General features: G+C 60.5%; 15 protein-coding genes. 9 read left to right on the forward strand and 6 right to left on the reverse strand.

Translation table 11 applies throughout. The features are described 5' to 3' along the window. Positions 1–328: 328 nt before the first annotated feature. From ACO6VD_RS25375 to ACO6VD_RS25385, 3 genes are all read right to left on the reverse strand, one after another. Positions 329–3,139, reverse strand: coding sequence for an FAD-binding and (Fe-S)-binding domain-containing protein (locus ACO6VD_RS25375; RefSeq protein ID WP_422422663.1), 2,811 nt, complete (start codon positions 3,137–3,139; stop codon positions 329–331). Between the two features lie 80 nt (positions 3,140–3,219). After that, entirely contained in the window at positions 3,220–4,365 is a 1,146-nt protein-coding gene (lldD, locus tag ACO6VD_RS25380) for an FMN-dependent L-lactate dehydrogenase LldD (protein WP_045182724.1), read from the reverse strand. A 69-nt stretch (positions 4,366–4,434) separates the two neighbouring features. After that, the gene (locus ACO6VD_RS25385) at positions 4,435–6,102 is read right to left on the reverse strand and encodes a lactate permease LctP family transporter (protein ID WP_400170305.1); all 1,668 of its coding nucleotides are present in this window, start codon (positions 6,100–6,102) and stop codon (positions 4,435–4,437) included. A gap of 253 nt (positions 6,103–6,355) precedes the next feature. On the opposite strand from ACO6VD_RS25385, the gene ACO6VD_RS25390 reads away from it, so the two are divergent. After that, complete coding sequence (locus tag ACO6VD_RS25390; protein WP_422422664.1) at positions 6,356–7,123, forward strand: GntR family transcriptional regulator; 768 nt, start codon at positions 6,356–6,358, stop codon at positions 7,121–7,123. Between the two features lie 47 nt (positions 7,124–7,170). Here the strand turns inward: ACO6VD_RS25390 and smpB are convergent, their stop codons facing one another. Next, the gene (gene smpB, locus ACO6VD_RS25395) at positions 7,171–7,653 is read right to left on the reverse strand and encodes an SsrA-binding protein SmpB (RefSeq protein ID WP_400170303.1); all 483 of its coding nucleotides are present in this window, start codon (positions 7,651–7,653) and stop codon (positions 7,171–7,173) included. Between the two features lie 116 nt (positions 7,654–7,769). Between smpB and ACO6VD_RS25400 the strand changes: the two genes are divergently transcribed. From ACO6VD_RS25400 to ACO6VD_RS25410, 3 genes are read left to right on the forward strand one after another with little or no spacing between them, the layout of a single operon-like run. Next, a complete protein-coding gene (locus tag ACO6VD_RS25400; RefSeq protein ID WP_422422665.1) occupies positions 7,770–9,173 on the forward strand; it encodes a sodium-dependent transporter in 1,404 nt (467 codons plus the stop codon). Positions 9,174–9,180: 7 nt separating this feature from the next. Beyond that, positions 9,181–9,615: a type II toxin-antitoxin system RatA family toxin gene (locus ACO6VD_RS25405; protein WP_400170301.1), complete on the forward strand. Its 435-nt coding sequence runs from the start codon at positions 9,181–9,183 to the stop codon at positions 9,613–9,615. Then, positions 9,605–9,907, forward strand: a complete 303-nt coding sequence (locus ACO6VD_RS25410) for an RnfH family protein (protein WP_422422666.1) — start codon at positions 9,605–9,607, stop codon at positions 9,905–9,907. Before ACO6VD_RS25405 ends, ACO6VD_RS25410 begins: the two co-directional genes overlap by 11 nt. Positions 9,908–9,963: 56 nt before the next feature. Here ACO6VD_RS25410 and ACO6VD_RS25415 read toward each other — a convergent pair whose 3' ends face one another. Beyond that, positions 9,964–10,500, reverse strand: a complete 537-nt coding sequence (locus ACO6VD_RS25415) for an outer membrane protein assembly factor BamE (RefSeq protein ID WP_422422667.1) — start codon at positions 10,498–10,500, stop codon at positions 9,964–9,966. A gap of 97 nt (positions 10,501–10,597) precedes the next feature. Here ACO6VD_RS25415 and fur point away from each other — a divergent pair, with 97 nt between their 5' ends. Next, positions 10,598–11,002, forward strand: a complete 405-nt coding sequence (fur, locus tag ACO6VD_RS25420) for a ferric iron uptake transcriptional regulator (RefSeq protein ID WP_028944541.1) — start codon at positions 10,598–10,600, stop codon at positions 11,000–11,002. Positions 11,003–11,070: 68 nt separating this feature from the next. Here fur and recN read toward each other — a convergent pair whose 3' ends face one another. Continuing rightward, on the reverse strand, positions 11,071–12,744 hold the full coding sequence (gene recN / locus ACO6VD_RS25425; RefSeq protein ID WP_422422668.1) for a DNA repair protein RecN: 1,674 nt from the start codon (positions 12,742–12,744) through the stop codon (positions 11,071–11,073). A gap of 230 nt (positions 12,745–12,974) precedes the next feature. On the opposite strand from recN, the gene grpE reads away from it, so the two are divergent. The 4 genes from grpE to dapB all read left to right on the forward strand — a co-directional run bounded on the left by grpE (position 12,975) and on the right by dapB (position 17,699). After that, entirely contained in the window at positions 12,975–13,529 is a 555-nt protein-coding gene (grpE, locus tag ACO6VD_RS25430) for a nucleotide exchange factor GrpE (RefSeq protein WP_400170297.1), read from the forward strand. Between the two features lie 101 nt (positions 13,530–13,630). Further along, positions 13,631–15,547 (forward strand): molecular chaperone DnaK, encoded by a 1,917-nt coding sequence (gene dnaK, locus ACO6VD_RS25435; RefSeq protein ID WP_422422669.1) that lies wholly within the window; start codon positions 13,631–13,633, stop codon positions 15,545–15,547. Between the two features lie 210 nt (positions 15,548–15,757). Further along, positions 15,758–16,882 (forward strand): molecular chaperone DnaJ, encoded by a 1,125-nt coding sequence (dnaJ, locus tag ACO6VD_RS25440; protein WP_400170295.1) that lies wholly within the window; start codon positions 15,758–15,760, stop codon positions 16,880–16,882. Between the two features lie 13 nt (positions 16,883–16,895). Beyond that, positions 16,896–17,699, forward strand: coding sequence for a 4-hydroxy-tetrahydrodipicolinate reductase (dapB, locus tag ACO6VD_RS25445; protein ID WP_422422670.1), 804 nt, complete (start codon positions 16,896–16,898; stop codon positions 17,697–17,699). Positions 17,700–17,808: the final 109 nt, after the last annotated feature.

Below are 17,808 nucleotides of genomic sequence, written 5' to 3' on the forward strand. Positions count from 1 at the left end.
AAGACATGGCCAAAACCTCTTAGACTCAACGAGTGAGAGAACTTTGGCTTGGCCCACGCTTGTGATTCGAGATTTGGCCCTCATCCAACTGTTCGGGCTCTCGCCAAAGTGGAACGGTGAATGGCAGTTTGTGCTCCTACACGTGCTCTAGGCACCCCGGATTAGCAACTTGCCATTCACCGCTCTCACCTCAGATTCTATTCCTACCTCAAGACACAAGCGGATTTATCCGCGATGGGTCGCAACACGGCCCCAAAAAATCGGGACTGCGCTGCAGTCCATCGCGGCGGTCCGGCGTCCCGGTGAATCCGCTCCTACAGGTGATACGTCAGATAGCCCGGGCGCGGGTCACGCGATCCACCAGATAGACCAGCCCGTGATAATCGATGCCGCCATGGTTCGACAGGCCAATCTCGCAGGTGCGGCTGGTGGATATCCCCTCACTGCAATACTGCACCGCGTCCTTGAGGCTGCGCAGCGAATGGGCGTTGAGTTCCGGCGTGGTGAAGCCCTTGTCGCCGGCAAAGCCACAGCAGTGAATACCTTCAGGAATCACTACCTGCTTGCTGCAGCGTCGCGCCAGGTCGATCAATGCCTGGCTTTCACCCAGGTGCTGGGTGCTGCAGGTCACGTGTACTGCAATCGGCTCGTCCTGAGGGGTGAACTCCAGTTTGTCGAGCAAGTGGCTGCGGATGAAGCGCACCGGGTCGTAAAGGTCCAGGCGTGTTTCGGCCAGGTCCTGAACCAGACGCAAAGTGCAGGGGCTGGTGTCGCAGTAGATCGGATCAAGCCCGCCACGGCTGGCCAGGAGCAAGGCGTTGATCAGTTCCTGGCGCTTGTGCTCGGCCTGCTCGGCGTAGCCTTTGGACGCAAATGGCTGGCCACAGCACAGGCTGTCGGCGTTGTCCGGGAATACAACCTGGTAGCCGGCCTTTTCCAGCAGGTCACGGGTTTTGTCCAGCAACGAGGTCTGTTCGTGGTCGGCAGCCGCCGGACCCATTACCCGTGAGACGCAAGCTGCGAGGTACACCACTCGGGGTCGTGCATCGTTACTGGCAGCAGGCAGCTGGATGGCTTTCAGCGGCTGCGGCATGGCCGCTGTCCATTGCGGCACACGGCCGTGGCTGAGCTTGCTGAGGCTGGCGCTCATACGGCTCAGGCGCGGTGCGCCGAGCAACTTGCGCGCACCGTTGGCGGCCTGCAAGGTCAGGCGCGCGCCACTGAGTGCGGTGTGGAAATGTTCCGCCAGCCAATCGGCGGTTTTCACATGGTCGGCAGCCTGACCACGCAGTTTCTTCACCAGCTCGCCAGTGTTGATTCCCACCGGACAGCGCTGGGCGCACAGACCGGTCGCTGCGCAGGTGTCGATGCCCTGGTACTGATAGTCGCGTTCGAGTTCACGGGTATCTTCGCCCGCGCGTTTCTTCGCCTGGATATCGCGCCACATGACAATGCGCTGGCGTGGGCTGAGGGTCAGACCCTTGGAAGGGCAGACCGGCTCGCAGAAACCGCACTCGATGCACTTGTCGACGATCTCGTCGGCGGCCGGCAGGGGTTTGAGGTTCTTCAGGTGCAGCTGTGGATCCTCAGTCAGCACCACCCCGGGATTGAGGATGCCGCTCGGATCCAGCAGACGCTTGAGCTGCCACATCAATTGGTAGGCGTCGCTGCCCCATTCCAGCTCGACGAAGGGCGCCATGTTGCGCCCAGTGCCGTGCTCGGCCTTGAGCGAACCGCCGTACTCCACGGCAACAAGCTGTGCAACGTCGTCCATGAAGGCGGAGTAGCGCGCGACCTGTTGCGGCGAGTCGAAGCCCTGGGTGAAGACGAAATGCAGGTTGCCTTCCAGGGCATGGCCGAACAGGATCGCCTCGTCGTAGCCGTGCTTGTCGAACAGGGCGATCAGGCGATTGACGCCTTCGGCGAGTTTCTCGACGGGGAAGGTGACGTCTTCGATGATTACCGTGGTGCCGGTTTCACGCACCGCGCCGACGGCCGGGAAGGTGTCCTTGCGGATGCGCCAGAGCTGGTTGTAGACCACTGGGTCTTCGCTGAAATCGACCTGCTTCTCCACCGGGAATCCGGCAATCGAGGCGCTGATGTATGCCAGCTGTTCGTGCAGCAGCGATTGCGTGGCCGCACGTGATTCGATGAGCAGCGCACAGGCACCCGAGGACAGGTTTTTCACCCACACCGGCATGCCCTGCATGTTCTCTACCGAGCGCAGGCTGCGGCGGTCGAGGAGTTCAACCGCAGAGACCGGCTGTTGCTTGAGCACCGGCACAGCGTTGCAGCAGGTCTCGACATCCGGGAAGACGATCAGTGCGCTGGCTTTGTGCGGGTGGTCCGGTACGGTGTTGTAGGTCACCGCACTGATGAAGCCGAGCGTGCCTTCGGAGCCGACCATCAGGTGGGTGAGGATATCCAGAGGATCGTCGTAATCAACGAGCGCATTCAGGGACAGTCCGGTGGTGTTTTTCAGGCGGTACTTGTGACGAATTTTTGCTGCCAGCTCGGTATTGGCGCGTGTCTGCCGACCCAGTTCACCAAGTTGCTCGAGCAGTGCACCGTGGCTTTCGCGCAAGTGCGCAATGCTCTCGGGAATCTCGCTGTCCAGCAAGGTACCGTCGGCGAGCAGCATGCGCATGCCCGCTAGCGTGTGGTAGCTATTCTGCGCGGTACCGCAGCACATGCCGCTGGCGTTGTTGGCGACGATGCCGCCGATTTTGCAGGCGTTGATCGAGGCCGGGTCCGGGCCGATCTTGCGCCCGAACGGGGTCAGCCAGGCATTGGCCTGGGCGCCGATGACGCCCGGCTGCAGACGAATTTGCTTGCCGTCATCGCGGATCTCGCGACCGTTCCAGTTATCGCCCAGCACCAGCAGTACCGAGTCGCTCACGGCCTGGCCGGACAGGCTGGTGCCGGCAGCGCGGAAGGTGATCGCAACCTGCTGGGCGTGCGCGGCCTTGAGCAGGGTGGCGACTTCATCTTCGCTCTCGACGCGGATCACCAGTTTGGGAATCAGGCGATAGAAGCTGGCGTCAGTACCGAAGGCCAGGGTCGAGAGCGGATCGTCGAAACGCCGTTCGCGGGGGATCAGGTGTTCAACCGTGTCGAGGAACGCGGCGGGCAGACTCATGCAAACTCCTCGCGGGACCGCGGCGTCTGGCGCGCCGTGTGTCCCGGTCAATCAGGCGGTGATCGGTGCGGGCGCGGCAATCAGGCGCCCAGTTCGCGTACCAGCGAGTCACGGGTGATCTCGCTGATGGTCTTGGCACCGGTGAGTACCATGGCCACGCGCATTTCTTTCTCGAACAGTTCCAGCAGATTCTTCACGCCGGCTTCGCCTGCAGTGGCGAGTGCGTAGAGGAACGCACGACCAATCAGCACGGTGTCGGCGCCGAGGGCAATCATGCGCACCACGTCGAGGCCGCTGCGGATACCGGAGTCGGCAAGAATCTTCAGATCGCCCTTCACCGCGTCGGCAATTGCCGGCAGGGCGCGGGCGCTGGACAGCACGCCGTCGAGCTGACGGCCGCCGTGGTTGGAGACGACGATACCGTCAGCGCCGAATTTCACCGCGTCCTTGGCGTCCTGCGGGTCGAGGATGCCTTTGATCACCATCGGGCCATCCCAGAACTCACGGATCCACTCCAGGTCTTTCCAGGAAATCGACGGATCGAAGTTGGCGCCCAGCCAGCCGATGTAATCGGCAAGACCGGTAGGGCTGCCACGGTAGGTGGAAATGTTGCCCAGGTCGTGCGGTTTACCCAGCAGGCCGACATCCAGGGCCCACTGCGGATGGGTCATGGCTTGCCAGACCCGGCGCAGCGGCGCGTTCGGGCCGCTCATGCCCGAGTGTGCATCGCGGTAGCGGGCGCCCGGTACCGGCATGTCGACGGTGAACACTAAGGTGGTGACGCCAGCCGCTTTAGCGCGCTCCAGGGCGTTGCGCATAAAGCCGCGGTCCTTGAGGACGTAGAGCTGGAACCACATCGGGCGGTCAATCGCCGGGGCAACTTCTTCGATCGGGCAGACCGACACCGTCGACATCGTGAAGGGGATGCCTTTGGCGGCGGCCGCACGAGCGGCCTGGACCTCGCCGCGCCGGGCATACATGCCGGTCAGGCCGACTGGCGCCAGGGCCACCGGCATGCTCAGGGTCTCGTTGAATAGCTGGGTCTCAAGGCTCAGCTCGGACATGTTTTTCAGCACGCGCTGGCGCAGGGCAATGCTGGCCAGGTCTTCGACGTTGTGGCGCAGGGTGTACTCGGCGTAGGCGCCACCGTCGGCGTAGTGGAACAGGAACGGCGGCAGCTTGCGTTGGGCTGCGGCGCGGTAGTCGGTAGAGGCAGAAATGATCATGTGGTCTCGCTGCGTCGTTTGAAAGGAGCGGATGCCGGACGCACTGTAGCGCGCCCGGCCTCTGTCACTTTAGTGAACCAGCATGCCGGTCAGCCAATAGGCCTGGATCAAAGTGATCAGGCCGACGATGGTGGCGAAGAACAGGCTGTGTTTGAGGGTGAAGCGGAACAGGTCCGATTCTTTGCCGACCAGGCCGGTGGCCGCGCAGGCGACGGCGATCGACTGTGGCGAAATCATCTTGCCGGTCACGCCGCCGCTGGTGTTGGCCGCGACCAGCAGGGTGTCGTTGACCCCGATCTGGTGTGCAGTAGTGGCCTGCAGCGAGCTGAACAGGGCGTTGGACGATGTGTCGGAACCGGTCAGGAACACACCCAGCCAGCCGAGGAACGGCGAGAAGAACGGGAACGCCGCGCCGGTGCCGGCCAGTACCAGGGCCATGGTCGAAGACATGCCCGAGTAGTTGGTGACGAAGGCGAAGGCCAGCACCATACCGATCGACAGGATCGGCCAGCGCAGTTCGAAGAAGGTCTCTTTCAAAGTGGTCAGACCAGTTTTGAAGTTGATCTTCAGGACCAGCATGGAGATCAGCGCCGAGAAGAAGATCGCGGTACCGGTGGCGGAAATCGGATCGAGTTTGAACACGGCCGGAATCGCTGTCGGGGTGGCGACGATCGGGGCGGTCTTGATCACCAACTGATCAAGGTGCGGGATGGCGAAGTTGAATACCCAGCTGTACATCGAGCCGCCGGCAGCGAAGGCCGCCTTGAACGGTTTGAGGGTCCAGATGGTGACCAGCACGGTGAGGATCAGGAACGGCGACCAGGCCTTGAAAATTTCACCGAAGCTGTACGGCGAAGGCTGGCTGCCACCGCCATTGACCACGGCGGCGCCAACGCTGCCGGTAGCGCTGGTGAACGAACGCTTGGGCTGCCAGACCTTGAGGAACAGGGTCAGGGAAACCAGGCTGGCCAGGGCCGAGGTGATGTCCGGCAGTTCCGGGCCGATGAAGTTCGAAGTGAAGTACTGGGTGACCGCGAAGCTCAGGCCGGCCACCAGTGCTGCAGGCCAGGTCTCTTTGACGCCGCGCAGGCCGTCCATCATGAACACCAGCCAGAACGGCACGAACAGCGACAGCAGCGGCAGTTGGCGGCCGGTCATGGCGCCGATCTTGAAGGCGTCGATACCGGTCACCTGACCGGCGACGATGATCGGGATGCCGAGGGCGCCGAAGGCCACCGGGGCAGTGTTGGCGATCAGGCACAGGCCGGCGGCATACAACGGGTTGAAGCCCAGGCCTACCAGCAGGGCGGCAGTAATCGCCACCGGGGCGCCGAAGCCTGCCGCACCTTCGAGGAAGGCGCCGAAGCAGAAGCCGATCAACAGTACTTGCAGGCGCTGGTCATCGGTAATCGACAGCACCGAGCTGCGGATCACTTCGAACTGGCCGCTCTTGACCGTCAGTTTGTAGAGGAACACCGCCGCAACGATGATCCAGGCGATTGGCCACAGGCCATAGGCAAAACCGTATCCGGCGGCGGCAAGCGCCATGTCGGCGGGCATCTGGAAGGCAAAGATGGCCACCAGGATCGACAGGCCCAGGGTGATGCTGCCGGCCACGTGACCCTTGAGGCGGAACACCGCCAGAGCGAGGAAGAAGAATACGATCGGGATGACTGCCGCAAGTGCGGACAAGCCAAGACTACCAAGCGGACTGTAGAGCTGTTGCCAGGTTTGCATATGGGGTGGCCCCTAATTGTTGTTGGTCAGCACTGGCATTGGATAATTGGTAAGACCAATTTACAATGTCGAGGCGCTAGGTTAAAAGCCTCGCTGTGGGTGTGTCAATTTGTCCCAAGAAAACTTTCGTCGGATGTCGACGTAAGGAATGACCTGAGCGGCAGGGAAAGTTGCGATCTGATGGGTGTCGGCGGGGTGCGGATAGGCCAGAATAGGCGGCCCCGAACGTACTCGGGATTGTGGAGAGCATGTGATGGTTTTTGATCAGGTCCGCCAACGCCGTTTGTCCGACGATATCGTCGACAGGCTTGAGGGGATGATTCTTGAGGGCACCCTGACTGCCGGTCAGCGCTTGCCTGCTGAGCGGGCGCTGGCCGAACAGTTCGGGGTGTCGCGACCGTCATTGCGCGAAGCGATCCAGAAATTGGTGGCCAAGGGATTGCTGGTCAGTCGCCAGGGCGGCGGTAACTATGTGGCCGAGTCGCTGGGTACGACCTTCAGCGATCCCTTGTTGCAGCTGCTTGAAAGCAACCCCGAGGCGCAGCGCGATCTGCTGGAGTTCCGGCATACCCTGGAGGCATCGTGTGCCTATTATGCGGCGATCCGTGCAACAGAACCTGATCGTCAGCGGCTCAAGGCAGCGTTTGATGCCCTGCAGGATTGCTACAGCCGTTCCGCCGAAGTGGATCGTGCCGAAGAAGGGGCAGCCGATGCGCGCTTTCACCTGGCAATTGCCGAAGCCAGTCACAACGCTGTGTTGCTACACACCATTCGCGGTCTGTTCGATTTGCTCAAGCGCAACGTGGTGACCAACATCGGCGGCATGTACAAGCAGCGCGCCGAAACCCGCGACATGCTCATCAGTCAGCATCGTGAGCTGTATCTGGCCATCGTTGAAGGGCGTGCGGAGGAAGCTCGCGAAGTGTCCAGCCGGCACATTCTGTATGTGCAGGAAGTACTCGACGAGGTGCGTCAGGAGGCGCAGCGAACGGCGCGGGCGGAGCGGCGTAGCGGGCGTTGAAGCCATCGCGGGGCAAGGCCCCGCGATAAAGGCGCCTCAGACTTGAATCAGTCTTCCTTGCCCTTGTTGCGCACCGCACGCTGCAGTTCGCGATCGGAATCACGCTCGCGCTGGGTATCGCGCTTGTCGTATTCCTTCTTGCCCTTGCCCAGTGCAATCTCGCACTTGATCAGGTGCTTGCTCCAATAGATCGACAAGGCCACGCAGGTGTAGCCCTTTTGCTGGACGGCTGCATGCAGGCGCTCCAGCTCACGTTTATTGAGCAGCAGTTTGCGGGTACGTGTCGGGTCGGCAATGACATGGGTACTGGCAGCCGTCAGTGGCGTGATATGGCTGCCCATCAGCCAGGCCTCGCCATTTTTCAGCACCACGTAACTGTCGGTCAGATGCGCCTTGCCGGCACGCAGACTTTTTACTTCCCAACCGGACAGGACCAATCCGGCCTCGAACTTGTGCTCGATGAAGTAATCGTGTCGCGCCTTTTTATTCTGCGCGATGGTCCCTGTCGGATGTTTCTTTTGTTTAGCCATAGGGGCGGCATTATAGGCAGTCGTTGCGCTGTCGGCTACGGGGTAGCAGTGCGCTTGAGCCTGTGAGATGAATCCCGGACAATGCGCGCTCTTTTTTTCCACAGTTGAGCGTGTTGATGTCGACGGACAAGGTTTCTGTCCATGGTGGCTGGGCCAGTCGCTGGGTGTTTGTGCTGGCGGCTACCGGTGCCGCGGTGGGGTTGGGGAGTATCTGGAAATTCCCCTACATGGTCGGCGTCTATGGTGGCGGTGCTTTTGTCCTGGTGTTTCTGGCCTGCATTGCCTTGATCGGTATTCCGGTGATGCTGGCCGAGACCCTGATCGGCCGACGCACCCGGCAAAGCCCGGCCAATGCCCTGCGTGACCTGGCGCTGGAGGCCGGGCACTCGCCGCGCTGGTCCTGGTGGGCATTCGCCGGGATGATCACCGCGCTGTTGATCCTGTCCTTCTATAGCGTGGTAGGTGGCTGGTCGTTCGACTACATCATCAATATGGGCAGGGGCGACTTCGAAGGGGTGACGGCGGATCAGGTCGGCAGTTACTTCAATGGCGTGATCAGCGACCCTTGGCGCCTGATGCTATGGCATACCCTGTTCATGCTGCTGTCGGCGCTGGTGATTGCCCGCGGCGTGGTGGCGGGGCTGGAGAAGAGCCTGCGGATCATGATGCCGCTGCTGTTCCTGTTGCTGGTGATCCTGCTGGGCTACAGCCTGACCACCGGGCACTTTATGCAGGGCCTGCATTTCATGTTCGACTTCGACACCTCGCGCCTGCTCGATGGGCTGTTGCCGGCGATGGGGCATGCCTTCTTCTCTTTGAGTGTCGGTGTCGGCTCACTGCTGATTTATGGCGCCTACATGCCCAAAGGGGCCTCCATCGGCGGTACCATCGTCGCCGTTGCCCTGCTCGATACCTTCGTATCCCTGCTGGCCGGCCTGGCCCTGTTTCCGATTGTATTCGCGGCGGGTTTGAACCCTAGCGAGGGCCCGGGCCTGATGTTTGTCGCTTTGCCGTTTGCGTTCGGTAATGTGGCCTTTGGCCAATTGATGGGCGTCGTATTCTTTGTTCTAGTGGCGGTGGCGGCCTGGAGTTCGGCGATTTCCCTGCTCGAACCCATGGTCGCCTACCTGGTGGAACGCACGGGGGTGCGACGCGGCTGGATCACTACCTGGCTGGCGTTCAGTTGCTGGCTGGTTGGCCTGGGTACGGTGTTTTCGTTCAACATCTGGCAGCAGGCGCGCTTTTTCGTCAACGACGGCAGCGGTTTTCAGCTCTACCAGTGGGGTGCGAGCGGCGGGCTGGACTTCTTTGGCGTGATCGACTTTTTCACCTCGCGGATCATGTTGCCGCTAGGCGGTTTGTGCTTTGTAGTATTCGCTGGTTGGATCATGGGGCGAGAGGCGGTGCGCGATGAACTGGCGATGCGTAGCCCGCTGCTGTTTGCTCTGACCTTCTTCTTGATGCGCTATGTGGCGCCCCTCGGCATTCTGATTGTGTTTGCCGCTCAGCTTTGGAAGTGACGCCTGGATGACTACCCATATTCAACGTTCGGCCCTGTTGCCCTATCCGGCCCAGGCGTTGTACGACCTGGTCAACGATGTTGCACGGTACCCGGAGTTTCTGCCCTGGTGTTCGTCCAGCACGGTGCTTGAGGTCAGTGACACGCTGATGCGAGCCAGCCTGGAAGTGGCTAAAGGTGGTATGAGCCAGAAGTTCGTCACTCGCAACGTATTGGTGCCGGGGCAATCCATCGAGATGAATCTGGAGGAGGGGCCGTTCAATCAGTTGCACGGCCTGTGGATCTTCAAGCCGTTGGGTGAGAAGGCCTGCAAGATCAGCCTGGACCTGTCATTCGACTACGCCGGGCCGTTGGTGCGGGCGACCCTCGGGCCACTATTCAATCAGGCCGCCAATACCCTGGTCGACGCTTTCTGTCAGCGAGCCAAGCAACTTGCAGGTTGAAGTGGTTTACGCCACGGCCGAGCAGCAATGGTTGCTGGTGGTGGAGGTCGCGCCCGGTACGACGCTGCGTGAGGCGGTGCGATTGTCGGGTATCGTCGGGCAGGTGTCGGGTCTTGATGTAGAGGCGTGCCCGCTGGGCATCTTCGGCAAAGTCGTCAGCGAGCCGGCTAAGCAGGTAGTCGAAGAGGGTGACCGTATTGAGATATACCGGCCTTTACTGGTCGACCCCAAGGAAGTACGCAAGCAACGCGCTGCCAAAGTGGCAAGGGTTTTCAAGAAAGCCAAGCGCTGAAACAACAGACACAAAAAAGCCCGGAATGTCCGGGCTTTTCTTTGCCTGCAGTGTGCTTACTGCGGCGAGGTTTCCAGTGGGGCGGGGGTCGGTACCGGAATTGTTTCGATGGTGTCGACTTCGCGCTGGATCTTCTCTTCCAGGGAACCTGGCTTGGCCGGGGTTTCCTTGACTTGCTCAACCTGCTCGGTGGTGCCTGGCTGAGCCGGGCTGACACTGGTATCGCCGCTGCCACCAAGGATTTCCTGGTCGCGGCTGACGCCCGGCATGAAGTCGCCGGACAGGTTGACCAGTTGGTCGCTCTCGTTGAAGTAGATGCTCATGCGCTCCTGCTGGCGTTGGCCGCCACCAGGCTGCAGGCTGTACAGGTAATCCCACCGGTTGGTGTGGAAGGTATCCTGGATCAGCGGGTTGCCCATGATAAACCTTACTTGCCGACGGGTCATTCCGGGGCGTAATTGGTCTATCATGTCTTGCGTGACGACATTGCCCTGCTGGATGTCGATTTTGTAAACCCCGGGGAACGAGCAACCGGCGAGTGCGAGCAGTCCCACAAAGGTGAGGCTGGTTAGCAAGAGCTTGGTGTTTTGCATCGGTGGGCGACTTCCACTATCTTGGCTGGACAACGTAAACCCCGATCATACCCGTATTCAGAGAAGCTGCGAAGCAGCATCGGCGAGAAAGCTGACCATGGTTGAAAATAGCGAACTGCGCAAAGCCGGTCTCAAGGTGACACTGCCTCGAGTAAAAATTCTACAGATGCTCGACTCTACCGAGCAGCGTCACATGAGTGCTGAGGATGTCTACAAGGCGCTGATGGAGGCAGGCGAGGATGTCGGTCTGGCCACGGTCTACCGTGTTCTGACCCAGTTCGAAGCCGCGGGCCTGGTCGTGCGCCACAACTTCGACGGCGGTCACGCTGTGTTCGAGCTGGCCGACGGCGGCCACCACGACCATATGGTCAACGTGGAATCTGGCGAGGTTATCGAGTTCTTCGATAGCGAAATCGAAAAGCGCCAGAAAGAAATCGTTGCCGAACATGGTTTCGAACTGGTTGACCATAATCTGGTCCTGTACGTGCGCAAGAAAAAGTAAGTAACACTTCTTGCTGCACAGCATCGAAGGCGACCTCAGGGTCGCCTTTGTGTTTTCCGGGCAAGGCATCAGACCTTGCTGGTGACTACCATCTTGCGGGCGTGGGCCAGGGATTCCTTGGTCAGATCAATGCCGCCCAGCATCCGCGCCACTTCCTCGACCCGTTCACGCTTGCCCAGATTGGCGACTGCCGTGTGGGTGGCATCGCTGTTGCGCACTTTATGTACAAATAAATGATGATGGCCTTGGGCGGCCACTTGCGGCAGGTGGGTGACGGTCAGCACTTGGCCGCGTTCACCCAGGCGTCGTAACAGCTGGCCGACGATTTCCGCCGTCGGGCCGCCGATCCCCACATCGACTTCGTCGAAGACCAGCGTAGGGATGCGCGAGGTTTGCGCGGTGATGACCTGGATCGCCAGGCTGATTCGTGACAGCTCGCCCCCGGAAGCGACTTTCGCCAAGCCCTTCAGTGGCTGGCCAGGGTTGGCACTGACCAGCAGTTCCACCTGTTCCAGGCCGTGGGGCGACAGCTCGTCGTTGCCATTGCTGCGCAATTCGATGTTGAAGCGTCCACCGGGCATGCCCAGGCGCTGGATTTCCAGCTCTACCGCGCCGGCCAGCTGGCTGGCCGCCTGGCCGCGCAAGGCGCTCAGTTCACCGGCCTTGTCCTGGTAATGACGCGCATAGGCCGCCAGTTCTTCGCCCAGACGCTCAATCGACTCGTCATTGGCATTGAGGTTTTCCAGCTCTTCCATCAGGCGCTGCTGCAGGCTGGCCAGTTCGGTTGGATGCACTCGGTGCTTGCGGGCGAGGGTATAGATGCTGTCGAGGCGTTCTTCTAGTTGCTGCAGGCGCGCAGGGTCGGCGTCGAAGTTATCCAGAAAGCGGTTCAGTTCGCCGACCGCTTCTTCCACCTGGATCTGTGCGCTGGCAATCATGGTGGCGGCTTCGCCCAGCGCCTTGGGCGCATTCTGCACGGCGGTCAGGCGATTGAGGCTGGCGGTCAACGCATTGAGTACATTGCCTGAGTCGTTTTCACTGCAGTGGTCGATCACCTGACGACAAATACCGAACAGTGCCTCGGCGTTGGTCAGGTTCTTGTGTTCCTGCTCCAGTTGCTCCAGTTCGTTCTCGCCCAGGCCGAGGTTGTCGAGTTCTTCGAGTTGGTAGCTGAGCAACTGATGCTGTGCCCGCTGCTCGTCGCCGGAGTTGGACAGGCGCTCCAACTCCTGGCGGGTCTGGCGCCAGCGCTGGGCAGCCAGCTGCACCTGGCGGGCGAGGTCGGTAGCGCCGGCGTACTCGTCGAGCAGACGGCGGTGAGTGTCGGACTTCAGCAGCGACTGATGCTCGTGCTGGCTGTGGATATCGATGAGCAGCTCGCCGAGGGCCTTGAGGTCGCCGAGCGGGCACGGCGTGCCATTGATGTAGCCGCGGCTGCGGCCTTCGGCGGTGATCACCCGGCGCAGGATGCACGGGCCGTCGTTGTCCAGGTCGCGTTCGGCCAGCCAGGTGCGGGCCTCGGGGATATCTCCAAGGTCGAAGGTGGCAAGGATGTCGGCCTTGTCGGCGCCCGGGCGTACCACGCCACTGTCGGCACGATCACCGAGGGTCAGGCCCAGGGCGTCGAGCATGATCGATTTGCCGGCCCCGGTTTCACCGGTGATGACACTCATGCCGCGAGCAAGCTCGAGGTCCAGGTGTTCGACGATGGCATAGTTGTGTACGGACAGGTGCACCAGCATTGGGGCGGCTCCCAGGCGTTAAGTCTGGTTATTTATACAGTGTTTTCAAATCCGCTGACAATGGCTGCGCTTAGTTCGATTTGGTTATCAGAAGACCGTTCTGATTGCGATGGGTTATGAATCATTCTGCCGAGTGCGCGTCGTCCCCCTTGAACCTGGGTTTTACGACCCCATATAGCGGGCAGAAGCGCGAGTTCAGCTCGCTGAAACTATTCGAGAGGAGAGATTTTATGGCTGACGAACAGCTGGATGAACAGAATCTGAACGCCGAAGAAACTGGCGCACAAGACCTGAGCGCCCGCGTGCAGGTGCTCGAAGAGCAGCTGGCGGCGGCCCAGGATCAATCCCTGCGCACCACTGCCGACCTGCAGAACGTACGTCGTCGTGCCGAGCAGGACGTCGAGAAGGCGCACAAGTTTGCGCTGGAAAAATTCGCCGGTGACCTGCTGCCGGTCATCGACAGCCTCGAGCGCGGCCTGGAACTGTCCAGTCCTGACGACGAGAGCATTCGCCCGATGCGTGAAGGTATCGAGCTGACCCTGAAAATGTTCCACGACACCCTCAAGCGCTACAACCTTGAGGCGATTGACCCGCACGGCGAACCGTTCAACGCCGAGCAGCACCAGGCCATGGCCATGCAGGAAAGCGCCGAGGTCGAGCCGAACAGCGTGCTCAAGGTGTTCCAGAAGGGCTACCAGCTCAATGGTCGCCTGCTGCGTCCGGCCATGGTCGTGGTCAGCAAGGCCCCTGCAGCGGTTTCGCCGTCGATTGACGAGCAGGCTTGAAATCGTTTCGGACGCCCCCATCTAGGTGTCAAGCATTCAAGTATTACCGCAGTTAGCCACCACTGCTGCGGCAACCAAATTCAAGTTTCGGGAGAGTTAACATGGGCAAAATCATCGGTATCGACCTGGGGACCACCAACTCCTGCGTCTCCATCCTGGAAAACGGTAACGTCAAGGTTATCGAGAACGCCGAAGGCGCGCGTACCACGCCGTCGATCATCGCGTACGCCAACGATGGCGAGATCCTGGTCGGCCAGTCGGCCAAGCGTCAGGCAGTGACCAACCCGCACAACACCCTGTACGCAGTAAAGCGTCTGATCGGTCGTCGTTTCGACGAAGATGTCGTGCAAAAAGACATCCAGATGGTTCCGTACAAAATCGTCAAGGCTGACAACAACGACGCCTGGGTTGAAGTCAACGGCCAGAAAATGGCACCGCCACAGATCTCGGCTGAAATCTTGAAAAAGATGAAGAAAACCGCCGAAGACTACCTGGGCGAGCCAGTAACCGAAGCGGTCATCACCGTTCCGGCCTACTTCAACGACAGCCAGCGTCAGGCCACCAAGGATGCCGGTCGCATCGCTGGTCTGGACGTAAAACGTATCATCAACGAACCAACCGCAGCGGCACTGGCCTACGGTATGGACAAGGCCAAAGGCGATCACACCGTGATCGTTTATGACCTCGGCGGCGGTACCTTCGACGTTTCGGTTATCGAAATTGCCGAAGTTGATGGCGAGCACCAGTTCGAAGTATTGGCCACCAACGGTGACACTTTCCTCGGTGGTGAGGACTTCGACATTCGCCTGATCGACTACCTCGTCGACGAGTTCAAGAAAGAAAGCGGCATGAACCTCAAAGGTGACCCGCTGGCGATGCAGCGTCTGAAAGAGGCTGCTGAAAAAGCCAAGATCGAGCTGTCTTCCGCTCAGTCGACCGACGTCAACCTGCCGTACATCACTGCAGACGCAACCGGTCCTAAGCACTTGAACGTGAAGATTTCGCGCGCCAAGCTTGAAGCTCTGGTTGAAGATCTGGTTCAGCGCACCATCGAGCCTTGCCGCATCGCAATGAAAGACGCCGGTCTCGACGTTGGCGCGATCAACGACGTGATCCTGGTCGGTGGTCAAACGCGTATGCCGCTGGTACAGAAGTTGGTAACCGACTTCTTCGGTAAAGAAGCACGTAAAGACGTCAACCCTGACGAAGCTGTTGCCATGGGGGCTGCGATCCAGGGCGCGGTACTGGCCGGTGACGTCAAAGACGTACTGCTGCTGGACGTCAGCCCGCTGACCCTGGGTATCGAAACCATGGGTGGCGTGATGACTGCGCTGATCGAGAAGAACACCACTATCCCGACCAAAAAGTCGCAAGTGTTCTCGACTGCCGATGACAACCAGAGCGCCGTGATCATTCACGTGCTGCAAGGTGAGCGTAAGCAGGCCGCACAGAACAAGTCCCTGGGCAAGTTCGACCTGGCCGAGATTCCACCAGCACCACGTGGCGTGCCACAGATCGAAGTAACCTTCGACATCGACGCCAACGGCATTCTGCACGTAGGCGCCAAAGACAAGGCTACTGGCAAGACTCAGTCGATCGTGATCAAGGCCAACTCCGGTCTGTCTGATGAAGAAATTCAGCAGATGATCCGCGACGCCGAAGCGAACTCGGAAGAAGACCGCAAGTTCGAAGAGCTGGCAGCTGCCCGTAACCAGGGTGATGCGCTGGTTCACTCGACTCGCAAAATGGTCGCTGACGCAGGTGACAAGGCCACTGCTGAAGAGAAGGCTGCGATCGAAACTGCCGTTGTTGCCCTGGAAGCCGCTATCAAAGGCGACGACAAGGCTGTCATCGACACCAAGGTCGAAGAGCTGTCGAAAGTGTCGGCTCCAGTTGCTCAGAAGATGTACGCCGAGCAGCAGGCCGAACAGCCACAAGCTGGCGCGCAGCAGGCTGAAGAGCCTAAGCACGACGACGTCGTCGATGCCGAGTTCGAAGAAGTCAAAGACAACAAGTAATTGCTACAGGTTGTCGGCCGGTTGACTGCTTGCTAGCGGTTGGCTGGTAGGATGTCGCCGCGCGGGGGCTTGCTCCCGCGTTGGCGTGTCTGGAATACCCGAATTTTTACAGCATCTGTCAGGCCTGCTGAGGGCAATTGAGATGGATGCTGGCGGCACAGCGCGGAATGCGCGGAGGTTTGCCGAACGTCCTCAAGAGTGAAAAGACTTATGGCAAAGCGTGATTATTACGAAGTTCTGGGAGTTGAGCGCGGCTCCAGTGAAGCGGACCTGAAAAAGGCCTATCGCCGCCTGGCGATGAAGCATCACCCGGACCGTAATCCTGATGACAAAGAGTCGGAAGAGAAATTCAAGGAAGCCAACGAGGCTTACGAGGTGCTCTCCGATGCCAGCAAGCGCGCAGCCTATGACCAGTACGGTCATGCTGGCGTCGACCCGAGCATGGGTGGCGGCGGTGCAGGCTTTGGCGGCGCGAACTTCTCCGATATTTTCGGTGACGTGTTCAGCGACTTCTTCGGTGGCGGCCGCGGTGGTTCGCGTGGTGGCGCCCAGCGTGGCAGCGACCTGCGCTACACCCTGGAGCTGAACCTGGAAGAAGCGGTGCGTGGCACCACGGTCAATATTCGTGTACCGACACTGGTCAACTGCGAGCCGTGTGACGGTTCCGGTGCCAAGAAGGGCTCGTCGCCTTCGACTTGCCCGACCTGTGGTGGTATTGGTCAGGTGCGGATGCAGCAGGGCTTCTTCTCGGTCCAGCAGACCTGCCCGCGCTGCCATGGTCAGGGCAAGATCATTACTGATCCGTGCGGCTCCTGCCATGGCGAAGGTCGTGTCGAGGAATACAAGACTCTCTCGGTCAAGGTGCCGGCTGGTGTCGATACCGGCGATCGCATTCGTCTTTCCGGCGAAGGCGAGGCGGGTTCGCATGGCGGTCCGACCGGTGACCTGTACGTCGTGATCAATGTGCGCGAGCACGCGATCTTCCAGCGTGACGGCAAGCACCTGTACTGTGAAGTGCCGATCAGCTACACCGATGCCGCCCTGGGTGGCGAACTTGAAGTGCCGACCCTTGACGGTCGGGTCAAGCTGAAGATTCCGGAAGGCACCCAGACCGGCAAGCAGTTCCGTCTGCGCGGTAAAGGTGTTGCGCCGGTTCGCGGTGGTGGTGCCGGTGACCTGATGTGTCGTGTCGCGGTCGAGACTCCGGTCAATCTCAGTCGTCGCCAGCGCGAACTGCTCGAAGAGCTGCGCGATTCGCTGGAAGGCGACAGTTCCCACTCGCCCAAGGCCAATGGCTGGTTCGAGGGTGTAAAGCGCTTCTTCGGCGACTTGTAAGAAGGAATAGGGCATGCGACGTATAGCGGTGATGGGCGCGGCAGGGCGGATGGGTAAAACCCTGATCGAAGCGGTGCAGCAAACTCCGGGTGCCGGGCTGACGGCGGCGATTGATCGTCCGGACAGTACCCTGGTCGGGGCTGATGCCGGCGAGCTGGCAGCGCTGGGTCGAATCGGGGTGTTGCTGTCCGATGACCTGGCAAAAGTTGCCGAAGAGTTCGATGTGCTGATCGACTTCACTCACCCTTCGGTGACCCTGAAGAACCTGGCGTTCTGTCGCAAGGCGGGCAAGGCCATGATCATTGGCACCACGGGTTTCAGTGTCGAAGAGAAGCAGCTGCTGGCTGAAGCGGGTAAAGAGATTCCGATCGTCTTTGCCGCCAACTTCAGTGTGGGTGTCAACCTCAGTCTGAAGCTGCTCGACATGGCTGCGCGGGTGCTGGGTGATGATGTCGATATCGAGATCATCGAGGCTCACCACCGGCACAAGGTCGATGCGCCGTCGGGCACAGCTCTGCGCATGGGTGAAGTCGTTGCCAATGCCCTGGGGCGTGACCTGCAGGAAGTGGCGGTATATGGCCGCGAAGGTCAGACCGGTGCCCGTGATCGCCAGACCATCGGCTTCGCCACTGTGCGTGCTGGTGACGTAGTCGGTGATCACACCGTGCTGTTCGCCGCTGACGGTGAGCGTCTGGAGATCACCCACAAGGCCTCCAGTCGCATGACCTTTGCCAAGGGTGCGGTACGTGCCGCCCTGTGGCTGGACGGGCGCGCGCCTGGCCTGTACGACATGCAGGACGTACTCGACCTGCGTTGATTTACCCTGTCAGAGAGGGGCAATTGCCTGTGGGAGCGGGGGGGGGGGGGGGGGGGGGGGCGGGGGGGGGGGCGCCCTCGCGGGGGAAAAAGACCCCCACCTCCGCGCC

The sequence above is a fragment of the Pseudomonas sp. GZD-222 genome, from assembly GCF_049310525.1.
Lineage (GTDB): Bacteria > Pseudomonadota > Gammaproteobacteria > Pseudomonadales > Pseudomonadaceae > Aquipseudomonas.